This window comes from Halomonas saccharevitans, from assembly GCF_032333995.1.
Classification (GTDB): Bacteria; Pseudomonadota; Gammaproteobacteria; order Pseudomonadales; family Halomonadaceae; genus Halomonas; species Halomonas saccharevitans.
Window position 1 is genome coordinate 692,852 of record NZ_JAVXUR010000001.1, and the last position, 25,027, is coordinate 717,878.

Below are 25,027 nucleotides of genomic sequence, written 5' to 3' on the forward strand. Positions count from 1 at the left end.
CAGGGTTGCTCGGTACTCAAGCCACATCCTCAGGAGGCTCGTGGCACCGATGCATGAAAACGGGCTTTGCTGCAATGCAATATAGCGCATGAAGCCAGCCGCTGCGAGGGGCTCGTGGTTGAACAGGGCCACACCCGGGGCATTCGTCGGACCAGCTTCCGGCATGGCCGGCGGCGATCGAGCGGTGCTAGCATGGCGCCAGACTCCCAGAGACCCACGGCATGGCGCCGGCGGACAGACCGACATGACCACACCCAAGCTGCTCAACCGCCTGACCTTTCGCCAGCTTCAGGTGTTTCGTGCCGTCTATGACCAGCACTCCTATTCTCGTGCGGCCGAGGCGCTGGGGCTGACCCAGCCTGCCGTGAGCGCCCAGATCCGCCAGCTCGAGCAGGCGCTGGGCCAGCCGCTGTTCAAGTATGCCGGTCGCACTCTGCACCTGCTGCCCGCCGCCGACGCGCTGGCCGCCTCGACCCGTTCGATCTTCGGGCAGGTCTCGCGCCTGCAGATGACGCTCTCCGACATGGCCGGGACGCTGAACGGCGAGCTAAACCTCGCCGCGGTCTCCACCGCCCAGTACGTGGTGCCTCACCTGCTGGCTCGCTTTCGTGCCCACTATCCCGACATCGTGGTGCGTCTGCGCGTCTGCAGCCGGCGCCAGGCGCTGGAGCGACTCGCCGAGCGCCGCGACGACCTGGTGATCATGGCACGGGTCCCCGAGGGCGACGAGCTGACCTTCATGCCGATCCTCGACAGCGAGCTGATCCCCGTGGTCTGGCCGGGACACCCCCTGCTCGATGCCGAGTGCCCCACCCTGGAGGACTTCGCGCGCCACTACGTGCTGATGCGCGAGCCCGGCTCCGGAGTGCGGAGCGCCTTCGAGGAGCTGGCCGCCGAGCAGGACGTGTGGCTGCCCCACGCCATCGAGCTGGGCTCCAACGAGGCGGTCAAGCAGGGCGTGATGGAGCAGCTGGGGGTGGCCGTACTGCCCCGCCTGGCCGTGCGCCTGGAGATCGAGGCGGGATTGCTCTCGCCTCTCGCCCTGCCCGGCTTCCCGCTGCGCCACTCCTGGTGCACGGTACATCCCCGCGATCACTTCCCGACCCCGGTCACCGAACTGTTCCTGCGCTTCGTGCGCGAACACCTCGCCGAGCTCCACGAGCACTTCGCCACGCCTCCGACCCCGCTGCCGAGCCACGGCGTCGACTGCCTGCCGATGACCACCTATTGAGCGCCCGCGCTTGATCGCCACCCCTTGACCCGCCTCTCGCGGGCGTCACCGCACGGCCCACCCGCTGTCCAGAAAGGTGACGGCTGTGGTAGGTTATGGGCCTTTAATCCCCGTATCATTCGACGTGCCAGGCTGACTGGAAACGCCGATCGACGCGCACCCAAGCGCCGTTCCGGTGAGACAGCCGGCGAGCAGAGAGGCTCACGACTATGAGCGACACCCCCTCCCCACGCGTCTCCAGCGGCGAAAAGTATCGCAACGACCATGGCACGGCCGCCATCAAGGACGGCATGAAAATGCGTCGTGAAGTCGAAGACGGCGGCGTCAGCGGACGCAAGCCGAGCTGGCTGCGCGCGCAGATCCCCGGCGGCGAACGCTTCGAGGCGGTCAAGAAGAACGTGGCCACCCACCGGCTCAGCACTGTGTGCGCCGAGTCGCACTGCCCCAACCAGGGGGAGTGCTGGAGCAACGGCACCGCAACCATCATGCTGATGGGCTCGGTGTGCACCCGCGCCTGCCGCTTCTGCGCCGTGGATACCGGCAACCCCAAGGGCTGGCTGGATGCCGAGGAGCCGCAGAACACCGCCCAGTCGGTGGAGCTGATGGGGCTGCGCTACATCGTGCTGACCTCGGTGGATCGTGACGACCTTCCCGACGGCGGCGCGACCCACTATGCCGACTGCATCCGGGCCATCAAGGCGCGCACCCCCGAGGTGGTCGTCGAGGCGCTGACGCCCGACTTCGACGCCGAGCCCTCGGCGATCGAGCGGGTGGTCGACTCGGGGCTCGAGGTCTTCGCCCAGAACGTCGAGACCGTCGAGCGACTGACCTCGCGGGTGCGCGATCCGCGCGCCGGCTACCGCAAGACCCTCGACGTGCTGGCCCATGCCAAGCGCCATCGCCCCGGCGTCATCACCAAGACCAGCCTGATGCTGGGCCTGGGCGAGACCGAGGAAGAGATACTGGCGACCTTCGATGACCTGCGCGAGATCGGCGTCGACATCGTGACCCTGGGCCAGTACCTGCGCCCCACCCGCAACCACCTGCCGGTGGAGCGCTGGGTCACGCCTGAGGAGTTCGATCGCTACCGCGAGCTGGGCCTGGAGAAGGGCTTCATGGAGGTACCGTCCGGCCCGCTGGTGCGCTCGAGCTATCGCGCCGACCGGGTGTTCGAGAAGAACAACCTCGGCCTGGCCGCTCCCGCTGAGGTGCCGGGCCAGGAGCCGGACCCGAACCGCATCGATGCCGTCAACGTCGGCTGAGCGCCGAGCGCTGGCGAACAACATGATGCCTCTGCCAATTCGGGTATCAACGCAAAGCCCCGCTGGATCAGGGCTATCGCAGATAGTTTGACAGCTCGGTAGTTCGTGGCTGACCTGGGGACTAGCCTGCGAGCGGGGCCGGCCTTCCGGAGGCGCTGTGAACCCCTCCCCGGGCGCTACCGACGCCATCCTTGGCGTCGGACCTCCTCTTCGGCTTGTCCCCAGCGCCTCTTGATTCCGGTTACTGCGATATCCCTGACCGCTGGATACTTGATCCAGCGGGGCTTGTTCTACCTCAGCACCTGCTGCCCGTCACGGGTCAGCCTGGCGGCTCGGCGCCTGGCTGCTTGGCGCTGATAACTCACGCCCCAGCTCCCGCGCCAGGCACTCCGCCAGGCACTCGCCCACCGCCTCGACACCGGGACAGTCGTCGACCAGGTCGGTCAGTCGCGTCATGGCCATGCCGGCATAGCCGCAGGGGTTGATCCGCGAGAAGGGCGAGAGATCGCCGTCGACGTTGAGCGCCACCCCGTGGAAGCTCGCCCCGCGACGAATCCTGAGCCCCAGGGAGGCGATCTTGGCCTCCCCCACGTAGACGCCGGGGGCATCGGGCCGGGCATGGGCCGTCACGCCGTGCTCGGCCAGCAGCACGATCACCGCCTGCTCCAGGGCGCTGACCAGCTCACGCACGCCCAGGCGAGCGCGTCGCACGTCAAGCAGCGGATAGAGCACCACCTGGCCGGGGCCATGGTAGGTCACCTGGCCGCCACGATCGGTGGCGACCACCGGGATGTCACCCGGCATCAGCAGGTGCTCGGGCTTGCCGGCCTGCCCCTGAGTGAACACCGGGTCATGCTCCACCAGCCAGAACTGGTCCGGGGTCTCGCCGTCGCGCTCGTCGGTCAGGGTGCGCATGGCCTGCCAGACCGGGCCATAGGGCCTTCGACCCAGGCGGTGCAGCGCGATCGGCGCCGTGCTGTCGGGTGCCATCACACCACCATGTGCACGCGGCCAGTGGCCTTCAGCTCATCGAAGAGGGCCTTGATCTGCACCTCGCCCGTGGCGCGCAGGGTCAGGCGCACCGACTGGAAACGGCCGTTGCGGCTCGGCACCACCTGGATGCCGGCGGCGTCGAAGCTCGGGTCATGACGGTTGACGATCTGACAGACCGTCGCGGCGAAGTCGTCGGCGGCATCGCCGACGACCTTGATGGGATAGTCGCAGGGGAAGGTGATCTTCGGCGACGTATCGCCCGCCCGGGGGACGGGCTTGCGAAGGTCGCGTAGGGAGTTGTCACTCATGATCGCGTCCGGATGGAGGGTATGCCCCTATTCTACGCAACGCGGCGGCGGCGACCAACCGGACCCGTCGTCACCACGCTCTCCCCGGGGTCGGCTGCCTCAGGCGCCAGACAGCAACACGGGCCGGCCCGAGGGGCCGACCCGTGGCTCATCGCCGCGGCGACGAGGACGTCCACGGGCGATACCCGCCCGCAGGCTTACTCGAACCAGCCGCGAGTCAGGTTGGTGAAGAAGCGCTGCACCTGATCGATCAGGCGTTTGAAGAAGCCGCCCTCCTCGATGCTCTCGAGGGCGACCAGCGGCCGCTCGCCGACCACTTCCTCGCCCTGACGCACCTCCATGGTGCCCACCCGGTCGCCGGCGGCGATCGGCGCGGTCAGGTCGGCCTGGATGTCGAGCTTGGCGGTGAGCTCCCCATCACGCGCGCGCGGCACGGTCATGACCACGCTGCTGTCGACGCCGACGCGCAGCTCGTTCTTGTCGCCGCCCCAGACCCGCGGCGTGTTGAGCACGGCCCCGGCGTCGTAGAGGTTGAGGGTCTCGAAGTAGCGAAAGCCGTAGCTCAAGAGCTTCTGGGACTCCTGGGCTCGCGCATCGCTCGAGGCCGTGCCCATCACCACCGAGATGAGGCGCATGTCGTCGCGCTCGGCGGAGGCGACCAGGCAGTAGCCCGCTTCCTCGGTCCAGCCGGTCTTCAGTCCGTCGACGCTGGCGTCGCGCCACAGCAGACGATTGCGGTTGGCCTGCTCGATGCCGCCGTAGGTGAACTCCTTCTGGCGATACATCCGGTAGTGATCCGGATAGTCGTTGATGATGTGCTGGGAGAGCAGGGCCAGATCGTGGGCCGAGGAGAAGTGATTCTCGTGGGGCAGGCCCGTGGGGTTGACGAAGTTGGTGTCGTGCATGCCCAGGCGCGTCGCGTGCTGGTTCATCAGATCAGCGAAGGGACGCTCGCCGCCGGCCAGGTACTCGGCCATGGCCACGCTGGCGTCGTTACCGGAGACGATGACGATGCCGTGCAGCAGCTCACTGACCGGCACCTGCTCGCCGACCTCGATGAACATCTTCGACCCGCCCGTGCGCCAGGCCTTCTCGCTGATCGGCACCAGCCCGTCCGGGCTGATGTTGCCCTGGTTGAGTTCACGCTCGACCAGGTAGGCGGTCATCAGCTTGGTCAGGCTGGCCGGCGGCAGGCGCTCGCGGGAATTGTGCTCGGCCAGCACCCGGCCGCTGTCGGCATCCATCAGGATCCACGAGCTCGCCGCCAGCTGAGGGGGCGAGGGGATCATGGTTTGCGGCTGGGGCACCGCCTGGGCCGCGGCCTGTGACGCAACCAGCAGCAGGCTGACCAGCAGCATCGGCAGCAGCCGGTGGCGGCGAAGAAATAACGTGAATCTCATGGCAAGGGTTCTCATCGGGTGCATCACAGGGTTATACGCTAGGGAGACGCCGACTCAGTCGGCATCGTCGACGATGAAGGCCTGGGCGAAGCCGGCCCGGCGCAACTGTTCACGAACCGGATCCAGCTGACCCGCGGGATCCAGCGGGCCGACCTGAACGCGGTGAAGGCCCTCGGCGCTGGCTACGCGCACGGACCCGGCGATTTCCGCCTCGAGCTTGGCCTGCAGCGCCAGAGCCCCGTCTTCAGAGCCCAGGGCAGCCACCTGCAGGAAGACGCCCTCCGCCGGCTCGTCGCGAACGGCCTGGGGCGCATCGCTGTCGCCCGCCTCGGTCACGGTGGGATCAGGCTCGGGCTCACCACCGCGCCTGGCGAGCCAGCGCTCCACGTCGATGGCCTCGACCCTTACCCGGCCGGTGCCCTGCTCGAGGATGCCCAGCCGGGCGGCCGCGGCGTAGGAGAGGTCGATCTCACGCTCGCTGTGGAACGGGCCACGATCGTTGACACGAACGATCGTCGAGCGCCCGTTATCGAGGCTGGTGACTCGCACGAAGCTCGGCAGCGGCAGGGAGCGATGAGCGGCGCTCATCTTGTACATGTCGTAGATCTCGCCATTGGAGGTGGCGTAGCCGTGGAACTTCTCGCCGTACCAGGAGGCGCGCCCCTCGCGACGGTAGCCGCTGGCATCCGCCATCACCTCGTAGCGCTTGCCCCATACCTCGTAGGGCGACTTGTTGCCGCCCCGGGAACGCGGCTCGCGCTGCGGCACGGCATCGGGCACCTGGGCCACGTCGGGCGGATCCTCGGGATAGGCGTCTCCGGTGAGCGCGTAGCGTTCACCACCCTGGGAGGACGCCGAGGCCGAGGCGTCAGACCCGGCCGACTGGACGGGAGCGGGCCTCGGGCCGGCACAGCCGACCAGCAGCGACGCCAGACTCAGGATCACCAAGAAGCGTCTCATGAGGCCTCCTCGGGCAGGGTGTCGGCGGCATCGAGCCAGCCGGCCTTACGACCGCGCGCCTCGGCGATCGCCTCGGCGAGTTCCGTCACCGCCATGGCATAGAGGTGGCTGTGGTTATAGCGAGTGATCACGTAGAAGTTCTGCTCGCCGAGCACGTAGCGCCAGGTGCCCTCCCCGGCCTCCAGCGCCACCGGCAGCAGGCGATGATCGTCGGCCAGCGCGCCCGGCATCTCGAGGCCCGATGCGGCGAGCCTGGCCGCAGGTACCGCCGGCGGTCGCGCGGCGCGATTGAACTCGATGCCCTCGGGCGGCGCAGCGGGCCCCTCGACCGCATGATAGATCGGGGCGTCCGCGCGCCAGCCGTGCTCGGCGAAGTAGTTGCCCACGCTGCCGATGGCATCCACCGGGTTGGTCCAGAGATCGCGCAGGCCGTCATCGTCGAAATCCACCGCATAGGCGCGGTAGCTCGTGGGGATGAACTGCGGATAGCCCATGGCTCCGGCGTAGGAGCCGGTCAGGCTGCCGGGGGCACGCTGCTGCTCGAAGGCGATCTCCAGGAAGGCGGCCAACTCGCCGCGGAAGAATCGCCCACGGCTCGGATGATGGAAGGCCAACGTCGACAGCGAGTCCAGCACGCGATGGCGGCCCGTGATCTCGCCGTAGCGGGTCTCGACGCCGAGGATCGCGGCGATGACCTCCGGCGGCACGCCGAAGTCGGCCTCGGCCCTCGCAAAGGCATCCGGGTGGGCCGCGATGAAGGCCGCCCCGTTGGCGATGCGCGCCTCGTCGAGGAAGATGGCGCGATACTCGGGCCAGGTCAGTCGATGCTCGGCGGCGCCGCTCATGGCATCGAGCACCGACTGGCGGTACTCGGCCGCTTGCATGGCGGCCTCGAGCCAGTCGCGGTCGATGCCGCGCTCGGCGAGCTCCGCCACCAGCCGGCGCGCCTCGCCGTGTCGCTGAGGATCGAAGTCGGCCGCCGTCGAGCCGGCGGCACTCAGGGCCAGCAGCCCTCCCGCCAGCCAGGCCATCCAGCGTTTTCCCTGTGGTGACGACACCGTCATTGCGGCTCTCCCTGAGTCGTGTCGGCCGCCTAGCGCGGCAGCAGTCGGCGGTGGGCGTTAACGGCCATGAGAATACCGAAACCGGCCATCAAGGTCACGCTGGAGGTGCCGCCGTAGCTGACCAGCGGCAGGGGCACGCCGACCACCGGCAGGATGCCGCTGACCATGCCCACGTTGACGAAGACGTAGATGAAGAAGGTCAGGATGATGCTCCCCGCCACCAGCCGGCCAAAGGTCTCCTGGGCGGCCCCGGCGAGCCACAGCCCGCGTCCGACGATCAGCAGGTAGAGCATCAGGAAGGCCAGCATCCCGACGAGGCCGAACTCCTCGCCCAGCACCGCCACGATGAAGTCGGTATGGCGCTCGGGAAGGAACTCCAGCTGCGACTGAGTGCCCTGCAGCCAGCCCTTGCCCCAGAAGCCGCCGCTGCCGATGGCGGTGGTCGACTGGATGATGTTCCAGCCCGCACCCAGCGGGTCGCTCTCCGGATCGAGGAAGGTCAGCACGCGCTGGCGCTGATAGTCATGGAGGTTGATCCACAAAAGCGGCAGCGCCGCCGCCGCCAGCGCGCCGCAAAATAAGATGAAGCGCCAGGAGAGCCCGGCCAGCACCACCACCAGTATCCCCGCCGTCGCCACCAGCAAGGAGGTGCCGAGATCGGGCTGCCGGGCGATCAGCGCCACCGGAAGGCCGATGATCACCGCGCACACGGCAAGGTCGCGCCAGCGCGGCGGGAGCACCTGACGGCTCAGCCAGGCGGCTACCATCATCGGCATGGCGAGCTTCATCAGCTCCGAGGGCTGGAAGCGGATCACGCCGGGAATCACCAGCCAACGCTGGGCCCCCATGCCCATGTCGCCGATCAGCTCCACGGCCACCAGCATGCCAAGCCCCGCCACGTAGACCAGCGGCGTCCAGCGCAGCAGGGTCGTCGTGGAGAGCTGGGCGAGCCCGACCATCACCACCAGGGCGACGCCGAAACGGATCGCCTGGGCGGTGACCACCGAGAAGTGCTGACCGCTGGCGCTGTAGAGCACCACCAGACCGGCCAGCATCAGCACCAGCAGCATGCCGAGCAGCCAGGGGTCGAGGTGAATGCGCTCCCATAGGCTGCGGCGCCGCGCGATGCCGCTCAGCGAGGGTTTCACGGGGTGGCTGCGCAGGCCACGCGTCAGTTCGTTCCAGATCATCGCTCAGTCTCCCGCCACGCGATCGTCTTCGCGCTCCAGGGCCTCGCGCACCTCGTCGCTGTCCGGGGCCTCGTCATCGAGCAGCCAGGCATCGGTCATCGCCTTGGCCAAATGCGCGGCGTGGGTGCTGCCGCCGCCGGCATTCTCGACGATCACCGCCACGGCGATCTCGGGCTCCTCCACCGGCGCGAAGGCCATGAACAGGGCATGGTCGCGCAGCCGCTCCTTGAGCTCGTCGGCATTGTATTTCTCGTTCTGGCCCAGGGAGAAGACCTGGGCGGTGCCGGACTTGCCGGCCATCCGGTACTCGAGATCGCCACCGATTCGCCGCGCCGTGCCCTCGCGCCCCGAGACGACCTTCTCCATGCCCGAGTAGACGCTGTCCCACCACGTTTCGTTGCCAAGCTCGATGTCCGCGGGGGTATCCGGCAGGTCGACCGGCACCTCGTGCTCGCCGATGCGCTGGGCCAGGCGCGGCTTGACCCACTCGCCCCGATTGGCCAGCACCGCCGTGGCGGTGGCGAGCTGCAGCGGCGTCACCTGCAGGTAGCCCTGGCCGATGCCTACCGAGAGGGTCTCGCCGGGATACCAGGGCTGATTGAAGCGCCCGCGTTTCCAGGTGCGCGACGGCATCAGGGCGTCGCTCTGCCCCTGAACGTCGTGGGCGACCCGCTGGCCGAAGCCGAAGGCGGTCATGTTCTCGTGAATGCGATCGATCCCGAGCTCATGGGCCAGCGAATAGAAGTAGGTGTTGTTGGAGACGGCCAGGGCACGCTCCAGATCGACCCGGCCGTGGCCCCAGCGCAGCCAGTTGCGGTAGCGCCGCGAGTCGTTGGGCAGCTGGAAATAGCCGGGATCGTAGATCACCTCTCCAGGCGTGATCGCGCCCTCCTTGAGGCCGGTAATGGCCATGAACGGCTTGATCGTCGAGCCCGGCGGATAGTGGCCGCGAATGGCGCGATTGTAGAGTGGCAGGTCAAGGTTCTCCTGCAGCGCCCGGTAGGAGGCGACGTCGATGCCGGTGACGAACTGGTTGCTGTCGAAGCCCGGCACCGAGGCCAGGGCGAGAACCTCGCCGGTGGTCGGCGCGATGGCGACGATCGAGCCGCGGCGCCCGTCGAGCAGCTCCACGGCGAGCCTCTGCAGCTCGCTGTCCAGAGTCAGGGTGAGATCACGCCCGGGCACCGGATCGGTGTGGCCAAGCTCGCGCAGCACCCGTCCGCGCGCATTGGTCTCGACCTTGCGCAGCCCCGCCTCGCCGTGCAGCTCGTCCTCGTAGAAGCGCTCCACCCCGCTCTTGCCGATGAAGTGGGTGCCGGCATAATTGCCCGAGTCCAACCCCGCCAGTTCCTCGGCATTGATGCGGCCCACGTAGCCCAGGGCATGCACCATGGTCTCGGCATCGGGATAGTAGCGCAGCAGCTGGGCCTCGACCTCGACGCCGGGCAGGCGGTGACGGTTGACCGCCAGGCGGGCGATCTGCGCCTCGTCGAGGTCGCTCATCAACAGCGCCGGCTGGAAGGGCCGCTGGCGCTGGCGCGAGCGGACCCGAAAGGCCTTGGCTTCCTCCTCGGGCAGCTCCAGCAGCTCGACCAGCAGGGCCAGGGTGGCATCCAGGTCATCGACCCGCTCGCGCACCAGGGTCAGGTTGTAGGTTGGCCGATTCTCGGCCAGCAGCGCGCCGTTGCGATCGTAGATCAGGCCGCGGGTAGGCGGCAGAGGCTCCACCCGCACCCGGTTCTTCTCGGAGCGCGTGCTGTAGACCTCGTGCTGCACCACCTGCAGGTAGAACAGCCGCCCGCCCAGCAGCCCCGTCAGGATCAGCACCACCAGCACGGCCAACAGCGAGCGCATGCGGAACACGCGCAGCTCCTGTTCCGGGTTCTTCAGGGTATCGCGACGGCGACGCATGCTAGGTAATGACCTCGGGATGATGAAGCAAAGAGCCTTCAGCGGTAATCACGAAGAGCCTTCAGCGGTGTTCAAGAAGAGAGCCTTCAGCGGTGTTCAAGAAGAGAGCCTTCAGCGGTGTTCAAGAAGAGAGCCTTCAGCGGTAATCACGAAGAGCCTTCAGCGGTGCTCATAAAAAAACACCTTCAGCGGTGCCGGCGAGGCACGCCGTCAGCGGTGATAGGGGTGGCCGACCAGCAGGGTCCAGGCGCGATAGAGCTGCTCGGCGAGCAGGATGCGCACCAGCGGGTGAGGCAAGGTCAACGGGGAGAGCGACCAGCGCTGATCAGCGCTGGCCGAGAGCGATGGCTCCAGGCCGTCGGGCCCGCCCACCAGCAGCGCCACGTCGCGTCCCTCGAGGCGCCAGGCGTCGGCTTCGCGGGCCAGCTGCTCGGTGCTCCAGGCCTTACCACCCACCTCGAGGGCCACGAGATGCTCGCTGCCCCTGAGGCGAGCGCGGATGCGCTCGGCCTCTGATGCCATGGCGCGCGCCACGTCGGCATTCTTGCCGCGCTGCCCCGGGGCGATCTCCTCTACTTCCAGGGCGAAATCGCGGGGCAGACGCTTGCGGTACTCTTCGACGCCGCGATTCACCCAGTCGGGCATCTTGGTGCCCACCGCCAGCAGGCGGACCTTCATGAACCCTGCTCGACCCTGGACTCGGCATCGCTCGGCAGATCGACCCACAGCCGCTCGAGGTCATAGAGCTGGCGCGTTTCGGGAAGCATCACGTGAACCACCAGCTGGCCGAGGTCGACCAGCACCCAGTCGGAGCCGTTTTCGCCCTCGACGCCCAGCGGCGCCAGGCCCTCGTCCTTGGCCGCCTGCAACACCGTCGAGGCCAGCGCCGACACGTGGCGGGTGGAGGTGCCGGTGGCCAGCACCATGCGGTCGGTCACGCTGGTCAGTCGCGCAACATCCAGGACGGCGATGTCCTGGGCCTTGAGGTCCTCCAGTGCGTCGATCACCAGAGTCTTGAGTGCGTCGATATGCATAGCCCTTCGTATCTGCCCTTGGTCAACGAGAAATCGTCACCCCTATTGTACCGACTCGACGCGCCGGTGGGCAGCATTCAACTCGCCAGCAATGACGCACGCCATCAAGCGTGCCGATAGAGCCCGCGTGCGAGAATACGTGCCTCCACCGCCTCGGGCAGCAGATAACGAACGCTGCGCCCGGTGGCCAGGCGGCGGCGCACCTCGGTAGCCGAAATGGCCATGCGCGAGGGCAGCCGCAGGCGCAGCAGCTTGCCGGCCGGGTGTGCCATCAGGGCCTCGCCCTGCTCGACCTCGCGCCCGGCCAGCAATTCACGAAGCGCCGCCGGCAGCGCAGCCTCGTGATCCGGGCGATCGATCACCACCACGTGGGCCAGGGCGAAGAGCCGCTCGGGATCGCGCCAGTCGGCCAGGCGCAGGAAGGCATCATATCCCAGCGCCATGACCAGCCGCGCCTCGTCGCCGACTTCGCCACGCAGCGATGCCAGGGTATCGGCGCTGTAGGAGGGGCCGTCGCGCTCGAGCTCTCGTGGGTCGGCCACCAGCCCCGGCGTGTCGGCGATCCCCAGGCGCAGCAGCGCCAGGCGCTCGTCGGGCGAGACCCGCGGCTCGCCGCGCAGCGGCGGCATGGCCGCGGGAATCATGTGCACCCGATCCAGCGCCAGCGCCTCGCGAAGCTCCACGGCGCTGCGCAGATGGCCCAGATGGACCGGGTCGAAGGTGCCCCCCAGCATGGCCAGCCGAGGGGGCGCCGGCGACTCTGGGGAGCGGACCAGCAGGCCCGTCTCGCTCACTGGCGCACCTGGCCGTCGCCGAGCACCACGTACTTGCGGGTGGTCAGCCCCTCGAGCCCCACGGGGCCCCGGGCATGCAGCCGGTCGGTGGAGATGCCGATCTCCGCGCCCAGCCCGTACTCGAAACCGTCGGCGAAGCGGGTGGAGGCGTTGACGATCACCGAGCTGGAGTCCACCTCGGCCAGGAAGCGCCGCGCCAGGGTGTAGTTCTCGGTGACGATGGCATCGGTATGCCGCGAGCTGTAACGCTCGATGTGATCCATCGCGGCATCGATGCCTTCCACCACGCGAATCGCCAGCACCGGCGCCAGGTACTCCGCCTGCCAGTCCGCCTCGCTGGCGGGGGCGATGTCGCCGAGGATCGCCCGGGTGCGCTCGCAGCCGCGCAGCTCGACCCGATGCTCGGCGTAGGCGGCGGAAAGCTTCGGCAGCAGGGTCTCGGCCACCGGCGCATCGACCAGCAGGGTCTCCATGGTGTTGCAGGTGCCATAGCGCTGGGTCTTGGCGTTGACCGCGATGGCCAGCGCCTTGTCGAGGTCCGCACTGGCGTCGACATAGACGTGGCAGACGCCGTCGAGGTGCTTAATCACCGGCACTCTGGCCTCGCGGGTGATGCGCTCGATCAGCGACTTGCCGCCGCGCGGAATGATCACGTCGACGTATTCGGGCATGCTGATCAGCCGGCCCACCGCGGCGCGGTCGGTGGTGGCCACCACCTGCACGGCGCCCTCGGGCAGGCCGGCCTGGGCGAGACCGGCACGAATGCAGGCAGCGATGGCGGCATTGGACTCGCGGGCCTCGGAGCCCCCGCGCAGGATGGCCGCGTTACCCGACTTCAGGCACAGGCTCGCCGCCTCCATGGTCACGTTGGGGCGCGACTCGTAGATGATGCCGATGACGCCCAGGGGAACGCGCATCTGGCCGACCTGGATGCCGCTGGGCCGCGAGCGCAGGCCATCGATCTCGCCGACCGGGTCCGGCAGCGCGGCCACCTGGGAGAGCCCTTCGATCATCGCATCCAGGCGCGCATCATCCAACGCCAGGCGATCGAGCAGGGCCTCGTCAAGGCCGCTCTCGCGGCCCCGGGCCAGGTCACGGGTGTTGGCCGCCAGCACCTCGCCGCGGGCCTGTCCGAGGCCCTCGGCCATGGCCAGCAGGGCGGCATTCTTGGCCGCCGTATCGACCCGACGCATGCGGGTCGCCGCTTCGCGGGCGCCCTGTCCGAGGCGCTCCATGTAGGTGTCGACGTCCCCGATCTCCGGGGTGGCGGTCTCGAGATCCGAGCGAGAGGCTTGAGCTGTCATGCCGATGCGTGTCTCCTGGGGGCCGGCGCCGCCGCGACACGGGCAGGGCCGGGGTTATACTGTGCCGAAAACCGGGAAGGGATTCATACTAATCCACCATGCAGACCAAGTACAAAAGCGTCCTGCTGCGCGGCAACCTGCTGATCGCGGCGGTGCTGATGGCGCTACTGGCCACCCGCACGCAGCCCCTGATCGACACCCTGCTGATGTGGCTGGCCGCGGCCTGGCTGGGTCTTACCGCGCTGCTGCTGACCTTCGACCATCGCCGCCCCGCCACACTGCCCTGGCAGCTGCTGCCAAGCCTGCTGCTGGCGGCGCTGCTGTGGGGAGAGCCTGGCCGCCATGTCACCTGGCTGTGGGCCTGGGCCATGCTGCTGATGCTACCCCAGCCCCGCTGGGTGCTGCTGCTGGGCAGCCTGCTGGCACTCGCCACCTGGTGGCCCCTCAAAAACCTGCTGGGCCTCGAGCAGTGGGTGCTGAGCGGCCTGCTGCTCGCCGCCCTGATGCTGCTGGGCCTGTCCCGGGCCCTGGATCTGCGCGCGCGTCGTCAGAACGCCCTGCGCCGCGCCCGTCTGGTGCCGGGACTGCCGCTGTGGCCCGGCAACCGGCTACTCGGTGACCTGATCCTCGAACGCAAGCGCAGCCTGCGCGAGGGCGTGCACGCCGAGCTGCTGCTGCTGCACACGCCCCGCCACCGCTGCTGGCCGCTGGCGCAGCGCCTGTGCCGTTTGACCTACCGTTTCGAGCGCTGCTACCGGCTCGATCCAACGACCCTGGCGGCACTGCTGACCAGCCGCGACCCCGAACAGGCCGATACGCGTCGCGAACGCTTGTGGCGCGCCCTGGAGGCGCGCGGGCCGGCCCGGGCGATCCCCCTCGCCGGCCTGCTGTCGCTGGACGACGAGCGCCACGCCCTGTCCCACCAATCGGCTGGCCTGTGGGTGATCAAGGGAGCGGATCATGCCTGATCGCTACCGCCACGCCTCTCGGCTGTTCGCCTTGTGGCACGCCGGCGGCGCGCTGCTGCTGCTGGGCATGGCCCTATGGCTCTACCTGATGGGCGAGTACGAACGCATCCCCCTGCCCGCCGCGCTCTCCCTGTTGATGGTGGTCGCCACCCTGCTGAATGCGACGCGCGCTGAACACTCGCGGCTGGCCGCCTATCTGGCGCTGATCTGCGGCTATCTGCTGATTGCCGTCGAACTGCCCCGCCAGTCCGGCTTGCCGGCACTCTGGGTGGGCCTGCCGCCGGTACTCACCCTGCTGCTGCTGCCGCTGGCCCCCGCCATGCTGCTTAACCTCGCGCTGACGCCGGTGTGGCTGGCCCTGCTCGGCAACGGCCAGCTCGATGGCCAGATGCTGCTGGGCTACCTGAGCCTGGTGGCCGTGGCGGCCCTGGTGCCCTGGGAGCAGGCACGCCAGCACGCCCTGATCCGGGCCACCGATCCGCGCGATGCCGAGTGCGCCGCCACCGGCCATGAGACCCTGCACGAGCAGCTGGCAAGCGAGGTCGAACGCGCCAAACTGCTCGGCCAGCCCCTGGGATTACTGCTGATGCATCTGCCCCAGCTGGACATGGCCGGCGAACAGTTCGGCCCAGGCGCGCGACAGGCGCTGCTGGACACTCTCTGCCAGGCGGTCTCCAACCGCAGTCGCGATCACGACATCCTGGGCCGACATGGCCCGGCAGACTTCTGGCTGATACTGCCGGACACCAGCGAGAGCGGCGCCCTGCTGGTCCAGCACCGCCTCGGCCAGGCGCTGGAGCAGACCACCCTGATGGATACCGGCCCGCTGGAAGTGCGGCTGCGCCTGTGCCGACTGCGGGCCGGCGAGCCCTGGCCGCACTTCGAGCAGCGCCTGGAGACCTGTCGCCGTTCGCTGGCCGACGGCTGAGCGCAGGTGCGCCGATTCCCGGCCTGACCATGGAGCGTCACGTGAACATCGCCGACACCCTCTTCCAGCTGGCGCCCTCACCGGGGCTGCTGCTGCTGATCATCGCCGCCATCGCCCTGGTGGAATCCCTCGCCCTGGTGGGGCTGTTGGTCCCCGGCGTGGTGCTGATGACGGCCGCCGCCTCCCTGGCCGGCCACCAGGAGCTCGCCGTGATCACGGCCATGCTGGCGGCCTTCGTCGGCGCCGTGATCGGCGACGGCCTGAGCTTCCTGCTGGGCTATCACCAGCGCGAACGAGTCACCGCACAGTGGCCGCTGTCGCGCCACCCGGAGTGGCTGGCCCGGGGCGCACGCTTCTTCCAGCGGCACGGTTCACTCTCGGTGCTGCTGGGACGCTTCGTGGGACCGGTGAGGCCCGTGGTGCCGCTGATCGCCGGTATGCTGCGCATGTCGCCCCGCGCCTTCCTCTGGGCCAACCTGATCTCGGCGGCGCTGTGGGCGCCGGCCTACGTGCTGCCGGGCTATCTGCTGGGACGCACCTGGCAGCGGCTGGTGGCGCTGCCCGAGGGGCTGGAGGCCTGGCTGGTCGGCCTGGGGGCGCTGGTGGTGGTGCTGGCGGTGATCTTCTCCTGGGTGCGCCACCTGATGACCCGCCAGGGCATGGCCTACCGGGGACTGATCGGCTGGTCGCGCCGCAGCGCCCTCGGCCGGCGCCTCTGGCGGTGGCTCTCGCCGCCCCACGACGTCGAGCCGCCGCTCGCCTCCTGGCTGCTGCTCATCCTCTCGCTGACCGCCCTCTCCGCCTGGACACTGGTGGTCATCCACCACGATGCCCCGCTGGTCATGGACACGCACCTGGAGGCACTGATGCGGGGTCTGGCGCTGCCCGGGCTCGACGCCATCGGCCAGGCGCTTGACCGGGTCGGTGACCTGCTTGGCGTGCTGGCCCTGGTCCTGCCCTGGGGCATCTGGCTCATGTGGCGGCGCCACTGGGCGGCCTTCTGGCACATCGCCGGTGGGCTTGTGGTCATCGCGCTGCTCAACGTCCTGGGCAAGGCGGCGATCGGGCGCATCCGCCCCATGACGCCGGAGCATCTCGCCGACTCCTTCTCCTACCCCAGCGGCCACACCTCCACCGCGGTGGTGCTGTTCGGCATGGCCGCGGCCTTCGTCAGCCGTGAACTATCGCCCGGCCGGCGCACCCTGGCCTACTGGGCGGCCATCGCCGCCATCCTGCCCATGGCGCTGTCGCGTCTGGTGATCGGGGTACACTGGCTGAGCGATTTGATCGGCGGTGCGCTGCTCGGCCTGGTGGTCTGCGCCCTGGTGCAGCTCGCCTGGCAGCGCCACCCGCGGGCGCCGCTGCACCCCTGCCCCTGGCAGCGGCTGGGGATCGCCTCGCTGATACTGGTCGCCGCCCGCATCGCCTGGCTGCCGCCGTTTTAGCCCCGCCTCGCCTCAGCCCAGCGCCAGCCACAGGCCTACGCCGACCATCAGGGTGCCGGCGCCGCGATTGAGCAGGCGCACGTTGTCGCCGTTGCCGAGCAGCCGACGCAGGGTGCGTCCGCCGGTGGCATAGAGCAGCAGGCAGAGGAACTCGATGGCGAGTATCACCGCGATCAGCGCCGCAAGCTGGGGCGTCAGGGGCCGGCTGGCATCCAGGAAGGGCGGCAGCAGGGCCACGAAGAAGGCCCAGCCCTTGGGATTGGCCACCGCCGTGACCAGCCCCTGCAGGGCCAGCTGCCCTCGGGCGGCGGGTGGCCCCGCCTCGAGCGTCTCGGGGATGGCCATTCGCCCGCGGGAGCGCCACATCATCACGCCCAGATAGCCCAGGTAGGCGCCGCCCAGCCACTTGAACACCGCGAAGAGCTCGGGCTGGCGCAGCATGAGCGCGGCCACGCCGGCGCCGGCGGCAAAGGCCACCAGGCCGACGCCCACGAGCTCACCGACCATCATCCACAGCGTGCGCTTCACGCCCTGGGTCATACCCAGCACCATGGCCAGGGTCATGCACATGCCAGGCGTCAGCGAGACCAGCAGGAAGGTCGGCACGAACACCGACAGCACAGAGAGCGTGATCATGGAAGACGTCCTTGTGATCTTGACCCGCCCAGGGTGGCGGGTCGACATGACGCCGGCGAGAAAGGGCGCTCCCGGGCCCGAGCCGGCCTATTCTCCCCAGCGCGGCATCAGGCGGTGCTCGATGCCCAGCTGGTTGAGGATGCGCGCGACGATGAAGTCAACCAGATCCTCGATGCGCTGCGGCTTATGATAGAAGCCCGGCGCAGCGGGCAGGATCACCGCGCCCATGCGGGTCAGCGACAGCATGTGCTCCAGGTGGATTGCCGAGAAGGGCGTCTCGCGGGGCACCAGTATGAGCCGGCGGCGCTCCTTCAGGGCGACGTCGGCGGCCCGCTCGATGAGGTTGTTGCTGGCGCCGGTGGCCACCGACGAGAGCGTGCCGGTGGAGCAGGGACAGATCACCATAGCCGAGGGCGCCCCGGAGCCGGAGGCCACCGGGGCCATCCAGTCCTCGCGGCCGAAGCAGCGAATCTGGCCCGCCGCGGCGCCGGTGCGCTCGGTCAACGCCTCGGCGAGCCGCTCCGGCCGCGCCGGAAGCTCCTCGTCGGTCTCGGTGGCGACCACCAGGTGGGCGGCCTTGGAGATCATCACCCAGACGCGATGCTCGGCCGCCACCAGCGCCTCGATCAGGCGCAGGCCGTACTGGGCCCCCGAGGCCCCGGTCAGCGCCACCGTAACGGGCTCGCGCAGCTCGGTCGCCTCGCTGCGCCCGCGTGGTTCAATCGGCATGAGCGACCTCCAGGGCGGCCAGCAGCTTCTCGTGGATGCCGCCGAAGCCGCCGTTGGACATCACCACGATGCGATCCAGCGGCCGCGCCTCGGCCACCAGGGCCTCGACCAGGGCGTCGAGGTCCTGGCACAGACGAGCCGGCACAGGGCTCGCCTCGAGCACCGGCGCAAGCGACCAGTCGAGCCCCGGCGGCTGAAACCAGAAGGCGGCATCGGCGGCGGCCACACTCGACGCCAGGCGGTCGCGCAGCGTGCCCAGCCGCATGGTGTTGGAACGCGGCTCGATCACCGCCAGCAGCCGGCCGCGCGGGGTCGCGGCGCGCAGGCCCTCCAGGGTGGCGGCGATCGCCGTGGGGTGATGGGCGAAGTCGTCGATCACCTCGATGCCGGCCACCTCCCCGCGCAGCTCTTGTCGCCGGCGGGGCGTGGCGAAGCGCGACAGCGCGGCGGCGCCGCGCACCAGGTCGACCCCGCAGGCGTTCGCGGCCGCCAGCGCCGCCAGGGCGTTGCGGGCGTTGTAGGCGCCGGTCAGCGACCAGTCGACCACCGCGTCTTCGTTCACCTCCCCTGCCCCGTCGCGGGCCTCGTGGATCACCCGAAAGCGCGAGGCGTCCTCGCGCTCGAGCTCGAGGCGCCAGGGGCTCTCCGCCGCGCTGCCGAAGTGCTCCAGCGGCGTCCAGGCGCCCATCGCGATCACCCGGTCCAGCGCCGGTTCGCCATCGGCCACCAGCAGCCGACCACGTCCCGGCACGGTGCGCACCAGGTGGTGGAACTGGCGCTCAATAGCGGCCAGATCGGGGAAGATGTCGGCGTGATCGAACTCCAGGTTGCCCAGGATGGCGATCTCCGGGCGGTAGTGAACGAACTTGGAGCGCTTGTCGAAGAAGGCGGTGTCGTACTCGTCGGCCTCCACCACGAAGGGCGCGTCATCGGCGCCGAGGCGCGCCGAGACGCCGAAGTTGCGCGGCACCCCGCCGATCAAGAACCCCGGCGACTGGCCGGCGGACTCCAGCAGCCAGGCCAGCAGGCTCGCCGTGGTAGTCTTGCCATGGGTGCCGGCCACGGCGATGACCCGCCGCCCCGGCAGCACCCGTTCGGCCAGCCACTCGGGGCCGGAGACGTAGGGCAGACCCAGGTCGAGTACCGCCTCGACCTCGGGGTTGCCCCGCGAAAGGGCGTTGCCGATCACCACCCGGTCGGGGCGCGGCATGAGGTTGTCGGCCGAGTAGCCGTCGCTCAGGACGATGCCCGCCTCCTCGAGCTGGGTGCTCATGGGCGGATAGACGTTGGCATCCGAACCGCTGACGGTCAGGCCCCTCTCGCGGGCGAGCAGCGCAAGGCTGCCCATGAAGGTGCCGCAGATGCCGAGGATGTGAAGGTGCATGCAGTCTCCGGAAGTCTTGCCGCCGCTGGCCGCGGCGCGGTCTGCGCGAGACTAGCATGGCGCCGTCGGGGCGCTCCAGTGAGCGCGCCGGGCGGATGCAGTGACAGCCGCTTTCGGCTAGACTCTGCGGCTTTCGCACTCCTCGACGCATCAGGAACAGGTAAGCCCCATGGCCCAGCACAACGCCTTCTACGCCCAGTCCGGCGGCGTCACCGCCGTGATCAACGCCAGCGCCTGCGGCGTGATCGAAGCCTGCCGCCGCCATCCGGACCAGATCGGTAAGGTCTACGCCGGCCACAACGGCATCATCGGCGCCCTCACCGAGGACCTGATCGACGTCAGCCAGGAGAGCGACGAGGCCATCGCGGCCCTGCGCCACACGCCCGGTGGCGCCTTTGGCTCCTGCCGCTACAAGCTCAAGGACATCGAGACCCACCGCGCCCAGTACGAGCGGCTGATCGAGGTCTTCAAGGCGCATGACATCCGCTACTTCTTCTACAACGGCGGCGGTGACAGCGCCGACACCTGCCTGAAGGTATCGCAGCTCTCCGAGAAGCTCGGCTACCCGCTCACCGCGATCCACGTGCCCAAGACCGTGGACAACGACCTGCCGATCACCGACAACTCGCCAGGCTTCGGCAGCGTGGCCAAGTACATCGCCACCTCGACCCTGGAGGCCTCGCTGGACATCGCCTCCATGTGCGCCACCTCTACCAAGGTCTTCGTGCTGGAAGTGATGGGTCGCCACGCCGGCTGGATCGCCGCCGCCGGGGCTCTGGCCGGCGAGGGCGAGGGCGAGCCGCCGCACCTTGTGATCTTCCCCGAGGTGGCCTTCGACCGCGCCGCGGTCATGGCCCGGGTCGACGCCTGCGTCAAGGAGTACGGCTACTGCGTGATCGTGGTCTCCGAGGGCGCGCGCTACGAGGACGGCACCTTCCTCGCCGACTCCGGCAACACCGACGCCTTCGGCCATCGCCAGCTGGGCGGCGTGGCGCCGACGCTGGCCGGCATGGTCAAGCAGGACCTGGGCTACAAGTACCACTGGGCAGTGGCCGACTACCTGCAGCGCGCCGCGCGTCATCTCGCCTCAAAGACCGACGTCGACCAGGCCTACGCGGTGGGCGACAAGGCCGTGGAGCTGGCCGTGGCAGGCAAGAACTCCATGATGCCGGCCATCAAGCGGGTCAGCGAGACGCCCTACGAGTGGTGCATCGAGGCCGCTCCGCTGGCCGAGGTGGCCAACCGCGAGAAGTTCATGCCGGGCGAGTTCATTCGCGAGGACGGCTTCGGCATCACCGCGGCCTGCCGCCGATACCTCTCACCGCTGATCCAGGGCGAGGACTTTCCGCCCTTCGAGAACGGCCTGCCCAAGGTCGCGCACCTGAAGCTGGCCAAGGCCGAGCGCAAGCTGCCCGACTTCACGATCTAGGCGGCGCCGAGCGCCGAGCAGGATGGTGGCTGGCACACCACGATGGCAACGAAGAAAACCTCCAGCAGACACCTCTGCTGGAGGTTTTTCTTGGCTGCTTGGAACTGCCCGAAGGGCCTTATCTCAACAGCCAGGAGAGCACCAGCAGCAGCAGCAGGATCCCCGCCACCCCCTGCCAGAAGCTCGCCCGCTCCCCCGGGCGACGCCCACCGTTCCCCGCCTCCCGGGGCGGGCGCAGGGCGCGGCGAAACTCCGACATGCGCCGGAAGCGCAGCGCGCGCTGGGGGTCCAGGGCGCGGCGCAGCGCCTCGTCCAGCGCAACCGTCACCTCGGGATTGAGGGTCCGGGCGCTGCGGTAGGCGAGCTGCTCGAGGTCGGTGTGGCTGCGCAGCCGATGGGGGGCCAGGGCGTAGGGCAGCTCGCCGGTCAGCAGCCAGTAGATGGTCGAGGCCAGCGAGTACTGATCGCTGCGCCGCCCGACCTGATCGTCCAGGGCATACTCCGGGGCGCTGTGCTCGGTGAGCCCGAGCTGGCGCACCAGGCCCCGCGAGCGGCGGTGACCGTCCACGTCGCGCAGATGGCAGGCACTGAAGTCCGCCAGCACCACCTGGCCGTGCCGGTCGATGAGCACGTTGTCGGGGTGGATGCGCTGGTGCAGCAGGTCGCGGTGGTGCAGCGCCTGCACCGCCTTGCCCAGCTGATTGGCGATATCCAGGCGCTGCTCGAGGCTCGCCTGGGGATGCTGGCGGGCCCATTCGGTCAGCGTGCTGCCCTGCACGTGGGCCATCAGATAGTAGAGGAAGCGCCGCGGGCGCGAGGACTCCATGATCCGCACCACGAAGGGGGATTTCACGCGCTCCACCACCCACTGCTGCAGCAGGAAATGCTCGAGGTAGGCGTTGCGGCTGGAGAGCTCGGGGCTCGGCGCCTTCATCACCATCTCGCGCCCGCTGTGCACATCGCGCACGTGATAGACCCGCGACTGGGCGGTGCGCGACAGTACCGACAGCACCTCAAGGCCGTCCAGGCGCTCCCCGGGAGCCAGCTCCGGGGGAATCGGCAGATCGCCGTAGACCCGGCCGGGCTGATCCTCCGAGGCGTTGGGCAGGGCATCGATACGCACCAGCTGGAAGCAGAACTGATCGCTGCCGTAGCCGCGCTCCTGGGCCCGCTCTCGGGCCGCGCTGGCCAGCCGCTCGCAGGCGGCATCCAGGTCGCTGGCATCCTCGCGAATCAGCCGCACGTAGTCCGAGGGCATCAGGGTGCCCCGCACCGCCTGGGTGGTGAACAGGAAGATATCGCCCTGCTTGAGGGGCAGACTGGCGTAATCGACCTCCAGGCCGCTGTCCATGCCCATGGCGCGCGAGGGATAGCGATAGCCACCCAGGTCGGTGACGTGATCCCTGGAGAGCTGCTCGAACTCGGCGCCGCGCAGGCGGAACACCAGGGTATCGCCCATGTGGAAGAGGTGCGCTTCGCGGCCGCGGAAGATCATGGCGGAGAGCGAGGAGACGTAGCTGCCGTCCGAGATCCGCCGGTTCTGGCTGAAGCACCAGGTGTTCAGCGCCCGCAGCACCCGGGTCGCCGAGGCCTTGACGTCCCAGTGATCCGGCGTGGAGAAGTAGTCGGCCAGAAAGCCCTTGACGCTGAGATCGCCGGCCTGCTTGGCGAGGTTGTTGCGCGAGGTGGAGTCGCTGATCAGGGCGCAGGCGCCCTTGGCCGAGAGCAGCGGGGGCTCGGGCAGTCGCACCGACATCGAGCTGCGATGCCGACGCCGATCAGGCGCCACGAAGGCCTGGCCGTAGCTCAGCGACAGGTGCTGGGGGGTCAAGGCGTTCTCCTCGCAAACGACGCGCTTCGCCGGCCGATGGCCGACACCTTCCATCGGAGACCCATGATACACCCTGCTTCCACGCCTGGCCCATCGGCGGATGAAGCGGCATGCCACCTATGGCCGATTGGTAATCACCGCCTTGGCTTCGTATAATTCGGCGGATTTTTTCCACCATTCCGATTCGCCCCGCATTAGCAGTATTGCCAACCCAAGGAAGCGACGATGAACTTCGACAACATCCCCGCCGGCAAGGATCTCCCCAACGACATCTACGTGGCGATCGAGATCCCGGCCAACCACGCGCCGATCAAGTACGAGATCGACAAGGACATGGGTGCCCTGCTGGTCGACCGCTTCATGGCCACCCCGATGTTCTACCCGGCCAACTACGGCTTCATCCCGCACACCCTGGCCGACGACGGCGATGCCCTGGATGCCCTGGTGGTCACCCCCTACCCGGTTCAGCCCGGCGCCGTGATCCGCGCGCGCCCGGTGGGCATCCTCAACATGACCGACGAGGCCGGCGAGGACGCCAAGCTGGTCTGCGTGCCCCACCCCAAGCTCTCCAGCCTCTATGACGACGTTCAGGAAGTGACCGACCTGCCCGAGCTGCTGCGCCAGCAGATCGCCCACTTCTTCGAGAACTACAAGGATCTCGAGAAGGGCAAGTGGGTCAAGGTGGAGTCCTGGGAAGGGTCCGAGGCCGCCTGCAAGGCCATCGAGAAGGCCGTGGCCGCCCACGACAAGGCCTGATCGCTAGAGCGCATCACGCCTGGTGGCGCCGACGCGCCGCCGCCAAACGAGACGGGCCGCCCACTGGGCGGCCCGTCTCGTTGGTGCATGTCGGCGATCTCGCCGATGCTTGCGATACCCTACTCCGGCGGTTTCACGCCGGACTCACTGTCATCGCCGGCCTCGGCAGCCGCCTCGTCGCTGTCGGCCGCGCCCTCCGACGCTGACGCCTCGGGCGCTTCCTCGGGCTCGGCTTCGACAGCGTCTTCCCCGGCAGACTCGGTCTCCGCCTGCTCGGTTGCATCAACGTCGCCTTCATCGACCGCATTATCGGCCCCGGCATCGCCACCGGCCGGCGCATCGCCAGCGGTTGCCGCCTCCGAGGACGCCTCAGCGTCGCCGGCGGCCGGAGTCGCCGCCGCCAACTGATCGGACAGCGCCCGCGACAGGTCGCGGGCCCGGATCATGTGGTTGGCCATCACCAGCGAGTGGTTGGCGAAGAGGCCGAAGCCCGAGCCGTTGAGCACCAGCGGGCTCCACAGCCGCCGCTGGCTGAGTTCGTGCTCGGCCACCAGCGCCTCCCAGTGCGAAGTCAGGCCGGCCGCGGCCAGCACATCGGCCTGATCGCGCTGCACCGCCCGCAGCAGATGGATCAGCGCCCAGGCCTGACCGCGAGCCTCGAAGAAGACGTCGTCGACCCGGTACCAGGCGGTCCGCGCCGGCAGGGCCTCGGCGTCGATGTCCAGGTCGCGAAGCTCCGCACGCGGGCCGATGCTGGCCGACAGTCGAAGCCCCAGGTCGTCGAGCGAGCGGGTGACCGTCTCGAGCCAGGCGGCGAGCCCCTGGCCCCGGGCGCCGAAGGCGGCTTCGCCGTCCCGGTCGAGGGCCTGCAGGTAGCCGTCGAGGGCCTCGAGGGCCTGTGTCAGGCGCCGCTCGGTGGAGGGATAGAGCCAGTCACCGCTGTCGCCCGCCAGCCGCTCGCGAACGTCCTCGAGCGCCGGCATGGCGGCCTGCTCCATGGCCGGCAGCGCCACCGAAAGCCGACGCGCCTGGGTGAGCACCCCGAACTCCCAGGCGGGCATGTTGTCAAGCCACACCCCGGGCGGGGCGATATCATTGCGCAGGTAGCCCCCAGGCTTCTCGAGCAGGGTCTCGACCAGCGTCATCAGGCTGGCGGTGGTCACCGCGCCCCGGGAAGCGGGTGTCTGGGCGGTCGTGCCGCGCTGATCGATCACCGCCTGCTCCACGTCGAAGACCGCCGGCGCGCGACTCCACCAGATGCCGAGTCCCACGCACACCGCCAGGTAGAGCACCAGCAGCGTCAGCAGTGGCTTGTAGATCCAGCCATAGGCCGGCCGCTCCAGTTCCTCGGTCCGCTTGCGGCGCCTGGCGGCACCCTTTTGCGTCAACGCCATGTTCGGGTTTCCTTGATGAAGAGAGCTTCCGGCGACGCGACAATACGGCGCAGCCTCGACGAGAGGATGCCATCAA

General features: G+C 69.0%; 23 protein-coding genes. 7 read left to right on the forward strand and 16 right to left on the reverse strand.

The window, feature by feature from the left end; genetic code table 11:
• Window positions 1–244 precede the first annotated feature (244 nt).
• Together RSO68_RS03215 and lipA are read left to right on the forward strand one after the other, a co-directional pair.
• Window positions 245–1,231 carry a LysR family transcriptional regulator gene (locus RSO68_RS03215; protein ID WP_089849777.1) on the forward strand — a complete coding sequence of 329 codons (987 nt, stop codon included), beginning with the start codon at window positions 245–247 and terminating at the stop codon, window positions 1,229–1,231.
• Window positions 1,232–1,440: 209 nt separating this feature from the next.
• A complete protein-coding gene (gene lipA / locus RSO68_RS03220) occupies window positions 1,441–2,493 on the forward strand; it encodes a lipoyl synthase (RefSeq protein ID WP_315585413.1) in 1,053 nt (350 codons plus the stop codon).
• A 312-nt stretch (window positions 2,494–2,805) separates the two neighbouring features.
• Here the strand turns inward: lipA and lipB are convergent, their stop codons facing one another.
• From lipB to RSO68_RS03275, 11 genes are all read right to left on the reverse strand, one after another.
• Window positions 2,806–3,483: a lipoyl(octanoyl) transferase LipB gene (gene lipB / locus RSO68_RS03225; RefSeq protein WP_315585414.1), complete on the reverse strand. Its 678-nt coding sequence runs from the start codon at window positions 3,481–3,483 to the stop codon at window positions 2,806–2,808.
• Entirely contained in the window at window positions 3,483–3,794 is a 312-nt protein-coding gene (locus tag RSO68_RS03230) for an HP0495 family protein (protein ID WP_089849770.1), read from the reverse strand. The genes lipB and RSO68_RS03230 overlap by 1 nt, the downstream gene beginning before the upstream one ends.
• Before the next feature lie 197 nt (window positions 3,795–3,991).
• A complete protein-coding gene (locus RSO68_RS03235; protein WP_089849838.1) occupies window positions 3,992–5,152 on the reverse strand; it encodes a D-alanyl-D-alanine carboxypeptidase family protein in 1,161 nt (386 codons plus the stop codon).
• A 96-nt stretch (window positions 5,153–5,248) separates the two neighbouring features.
• Window positions 5,249–6,154: a septal ring lytic transglycosylase RlpA family protein gene (locus tag RSO68_RS03240; protein WP_315585415.1), complete on the reverse strand. Its 906-nt coding sequence runs from the start codon at window positions 6,152–6,154 to the stop codon at window positions 5,249–5,251.
• Window positions 6,151–7,218: a lytic murein transglycosylase B gene (gene mltB / locus RSO68_RS03245; protein WP_315585416.1), complete on the reverse strand. Its 1,068-nt coding sequence runs from the start codon at window positions 7,216–7,218 to the stop codon at window positions 6,151–6,153. The genes RSO68_RS03240 and mltB overlap by 4 nt, the downstream gene beginning before the upstream one ends.
• 29 nt (window positions 7,219–7,247) lie before the next feature.
• On the reverse strand, window positions 7,248–8,408 hold the full coding sequence (gene rodA, locus RSO68_RS03250) for a rod shape-determining protein RodA (RefSeq protein WP_315585417.1): 1,161 nt from the start codon (window positions 8,406–8,408) through the stop codon (window positions 7,248–7,250).
• Window positions 8,409–8,411: 3 nt separating this feature from the next.
• Window positions 8,412–10,319, reverse strand: a complete 1,908-nt coding sequence (mrdA, locus tag RSO68_RS03255) for a penicillin-binding protein 2 (protein ID WP_315585418.1) — start codon at window positions 10,317–10,319, stop codon at window positions 8,412–8,414.
• A 210-nt stretch (window positions 10,320–10,529) separates the two neighbouring features.
• Window positions 10,530–10,997 carry a 23S rRNA (pseudouridine(1915)-N(3))-methyltransferase RlmH gene (gene rlmH / locus RSO68_RS03260; RefSeq protein WP_089849759.1) on the reverse strand — a complete coding sequence of 156 codons (468 nt, stop codon included), beginning with the start codon at window positions 10,995–10,997 and terminating at the stop codon, window positions 10,530–10,532.
• Window positions 10,994–11,353 carry a ribosome silencing factor gene (gene rsfS, locus RSO68_RS03265; protein ID WP_315585419.1) on the reverse strand — a complete coding sequence of 120 codons (360 nt, stop codon included), beginning with the start codon at window positions 11,351–11,353 and terminating at the stop codon, window positions 10,994–10,996. The genes rlmH and rsfS overlap by 4 nt, the downstream gene beginning before the upstream one ends.
• Before the next feature lie 104 nt (window positions 11,354–11,457).
• A complete protein-coding gene (nadD, locus tag RSO68_RS03270; RefSeq protein ID WP_315585741.1) occupies window positions 11,458–12,087 on the reverse strand; it encodes a nicotinate-nucleotide adenylyltransferase in 630 nt (209 codons plus the stop codon).
• Window positions 12,088–12,143: 56 nt separating this feature from the next.
• Window positions 12,144–13,451 (reverse strand): glutamate-5-semialdehyde dehydrogenase, encoded by a 1,308-nt coding sequence (locus tag RSO68_RS03275; RefSeq protein WP_315585420.1) that lies wholly within the window; start codon window positions 13,449–13,451, stop codon window positions 12,144–12,146.
• Between the two features lie 98 nt (window positions 13,452–13,549).
• Here RSO68_RS03275 and RSO68_RS03280 point away from each other — a divergent pair, with 98 nt between their 5' ends.
• From RSO68_RS03280 to RSO68_RS03290, 3 genes are read left to right on the forward strand one after another with little or no spacing between them, the layout of a single operon-like run.
• On the forward strand, window positions 13,550–14,419 hold the full coding sequence (locus tag RSO68_RS03280; RefSeq protein ID WP_315585421.1) for a hypothetical protein: 870 nt from the start codon (window positions 13,550–13,552) through the stop codon (window positions 14,417–14,419).
• Window positions 14,412–15,347: a GGDEF domain-containing protein gene (locus RSO68_RS03285; protein ID WP_315585422.1), complete on the forward strand. Its 936-nt coding sequence runs from the start codon at window positions 14,412–14,414 to the stop codon at window positions 15,345–15,347. The genes RSO68_RS03280 and RSO68_RS03285 overlap by 8 nt, the downstream gene beginning before the upstream one ends.
• A gap of 41 nt (window positions 15,348–15,388) precedes the next feature.
• Window positions 15,389–16,792 carry a bifunctional DedA family/phosphatase PAP2 family protein gene (locus tag RSO68_RS03290; RefSeq protein WP_315585423.1) on the forward strand — a complete coding sequence of 468 codons (1,404 nt, stop codon included), beginning with the start codon at window positions 15,389–15,391 and terminating at the stop codon, window positions 16,790–16,792.
• 12 nt (window positions 16,793–16,804) lie between these two features.
• On the opposite strand, the gene RSO68_RS03295 is transcribed toward RSO68_RS03290, so the two are convergent.
• The 3 genes from RSO68_RS03295 to mpl form a co-directional block, all read right to left on the reverse strand.
• Complete coding sequence (locus RSO68_RS03295) at window positions 16,805–17,428, reverse strand: LysE family translocator (RefSeq protein WP_315585425.1); 624 nt, start codon at window positions 17,426–17,428, stop codon at window positions 16,805–16,807.
• A gap of 87 nt (window positions 17,429–17,515) precedes the next feature.
• On the reverse strand, window positions 17,516–18,157 hold the full coding sequence (locus tag RSO68_RS03300) for a flavin prenyltransferase UbiX (RefSeq protein WP_089849743.1): 642 nt from the start codon (window positions 18,155–18,157) through the stop codon (window positions 17,516–17,518).
• Window positions 18,147–19,541 carry a UDP-N-acetylmuramate:L-alanyl-gamma-D-glutamyl-meso-diaminopimelate ligase gene (gene mpl, locus RSO68_RS03305; RefSeq protein ID WP_315585426.1) on the reverse strand — a complete coding sequence of 465 codons (1,395 nt, stop codon included), beginning with the start codon at window positions 19,539–19,541 and terminating at the stop codon, window positions 18,147–18,149. The genes RSO68_RS03300 and mpl overlap by 11 nt, the downstream gene beginning before the upstream one ends.
• 169 nt (window positions 19,542–19,710) lie before the next feature.
• Between mpl and RSO68_RS03310 the strand changes: the two genes are divergently transcribed.
• Window positions 19,711–20,970, forward strand: coding sequence for a 6-phosphofructokinase (locus RSO68_RS03310; protein WP_089849737.1), 1,260 nt, complete (start codon window positions 19,711–19,713; stop codon window positions 20,968–20,970).
• Between the two features lie 118 nt (window positions 20,971–21,088).
• Here RSO68_RS03310 and RSO68_RS03315 read toward each other — a convergent pair whose 3' ends face one another.
• A complete protein-coding gene (locus tag RSO68_RS03315; protein WP_390882385.1) occupies window positions 21,089–22,726 on the reverse strand; it encodes a protein kinase domain-containing protein in 1,638 nt (545 codons plus the stop codon).
• Window positions 22,727–23,026: 300 nt separating this feature from the next.
• Here RSO68_RS03315 and ppa point away from each other — a divergent pair, with 300 nt between their 5' ends.
• Window positions 23,027–23,557 (forward strand): inorganic diphosphatase, encoded by a 531-nt coding sequence (gene ppa, locus RSO68_RS03320; protein ID WP_089849731.1) that lies wholly within the window; start codon window positions 23,027–23,029, stop codon window positions 23,555–23,557.
• A gap of 119 nt (window positions 23,558–23,676) precedes the next feature.
• Here ppa and RSO68_RS03325 read toward each other — a convergent pair whose 3' ends face one another.
• A complete protein-coding gene (locus RSO68_RS03325) occupies window positions 23,677–24,951 on the reverse strand; it encodes a DUF2333 family protein (protein WP_315585428.1) in 1,275 nt (424 codons plus the stop codon).
• Window positions 24,952–25,027: the final 76 nt, after the last annotated feature.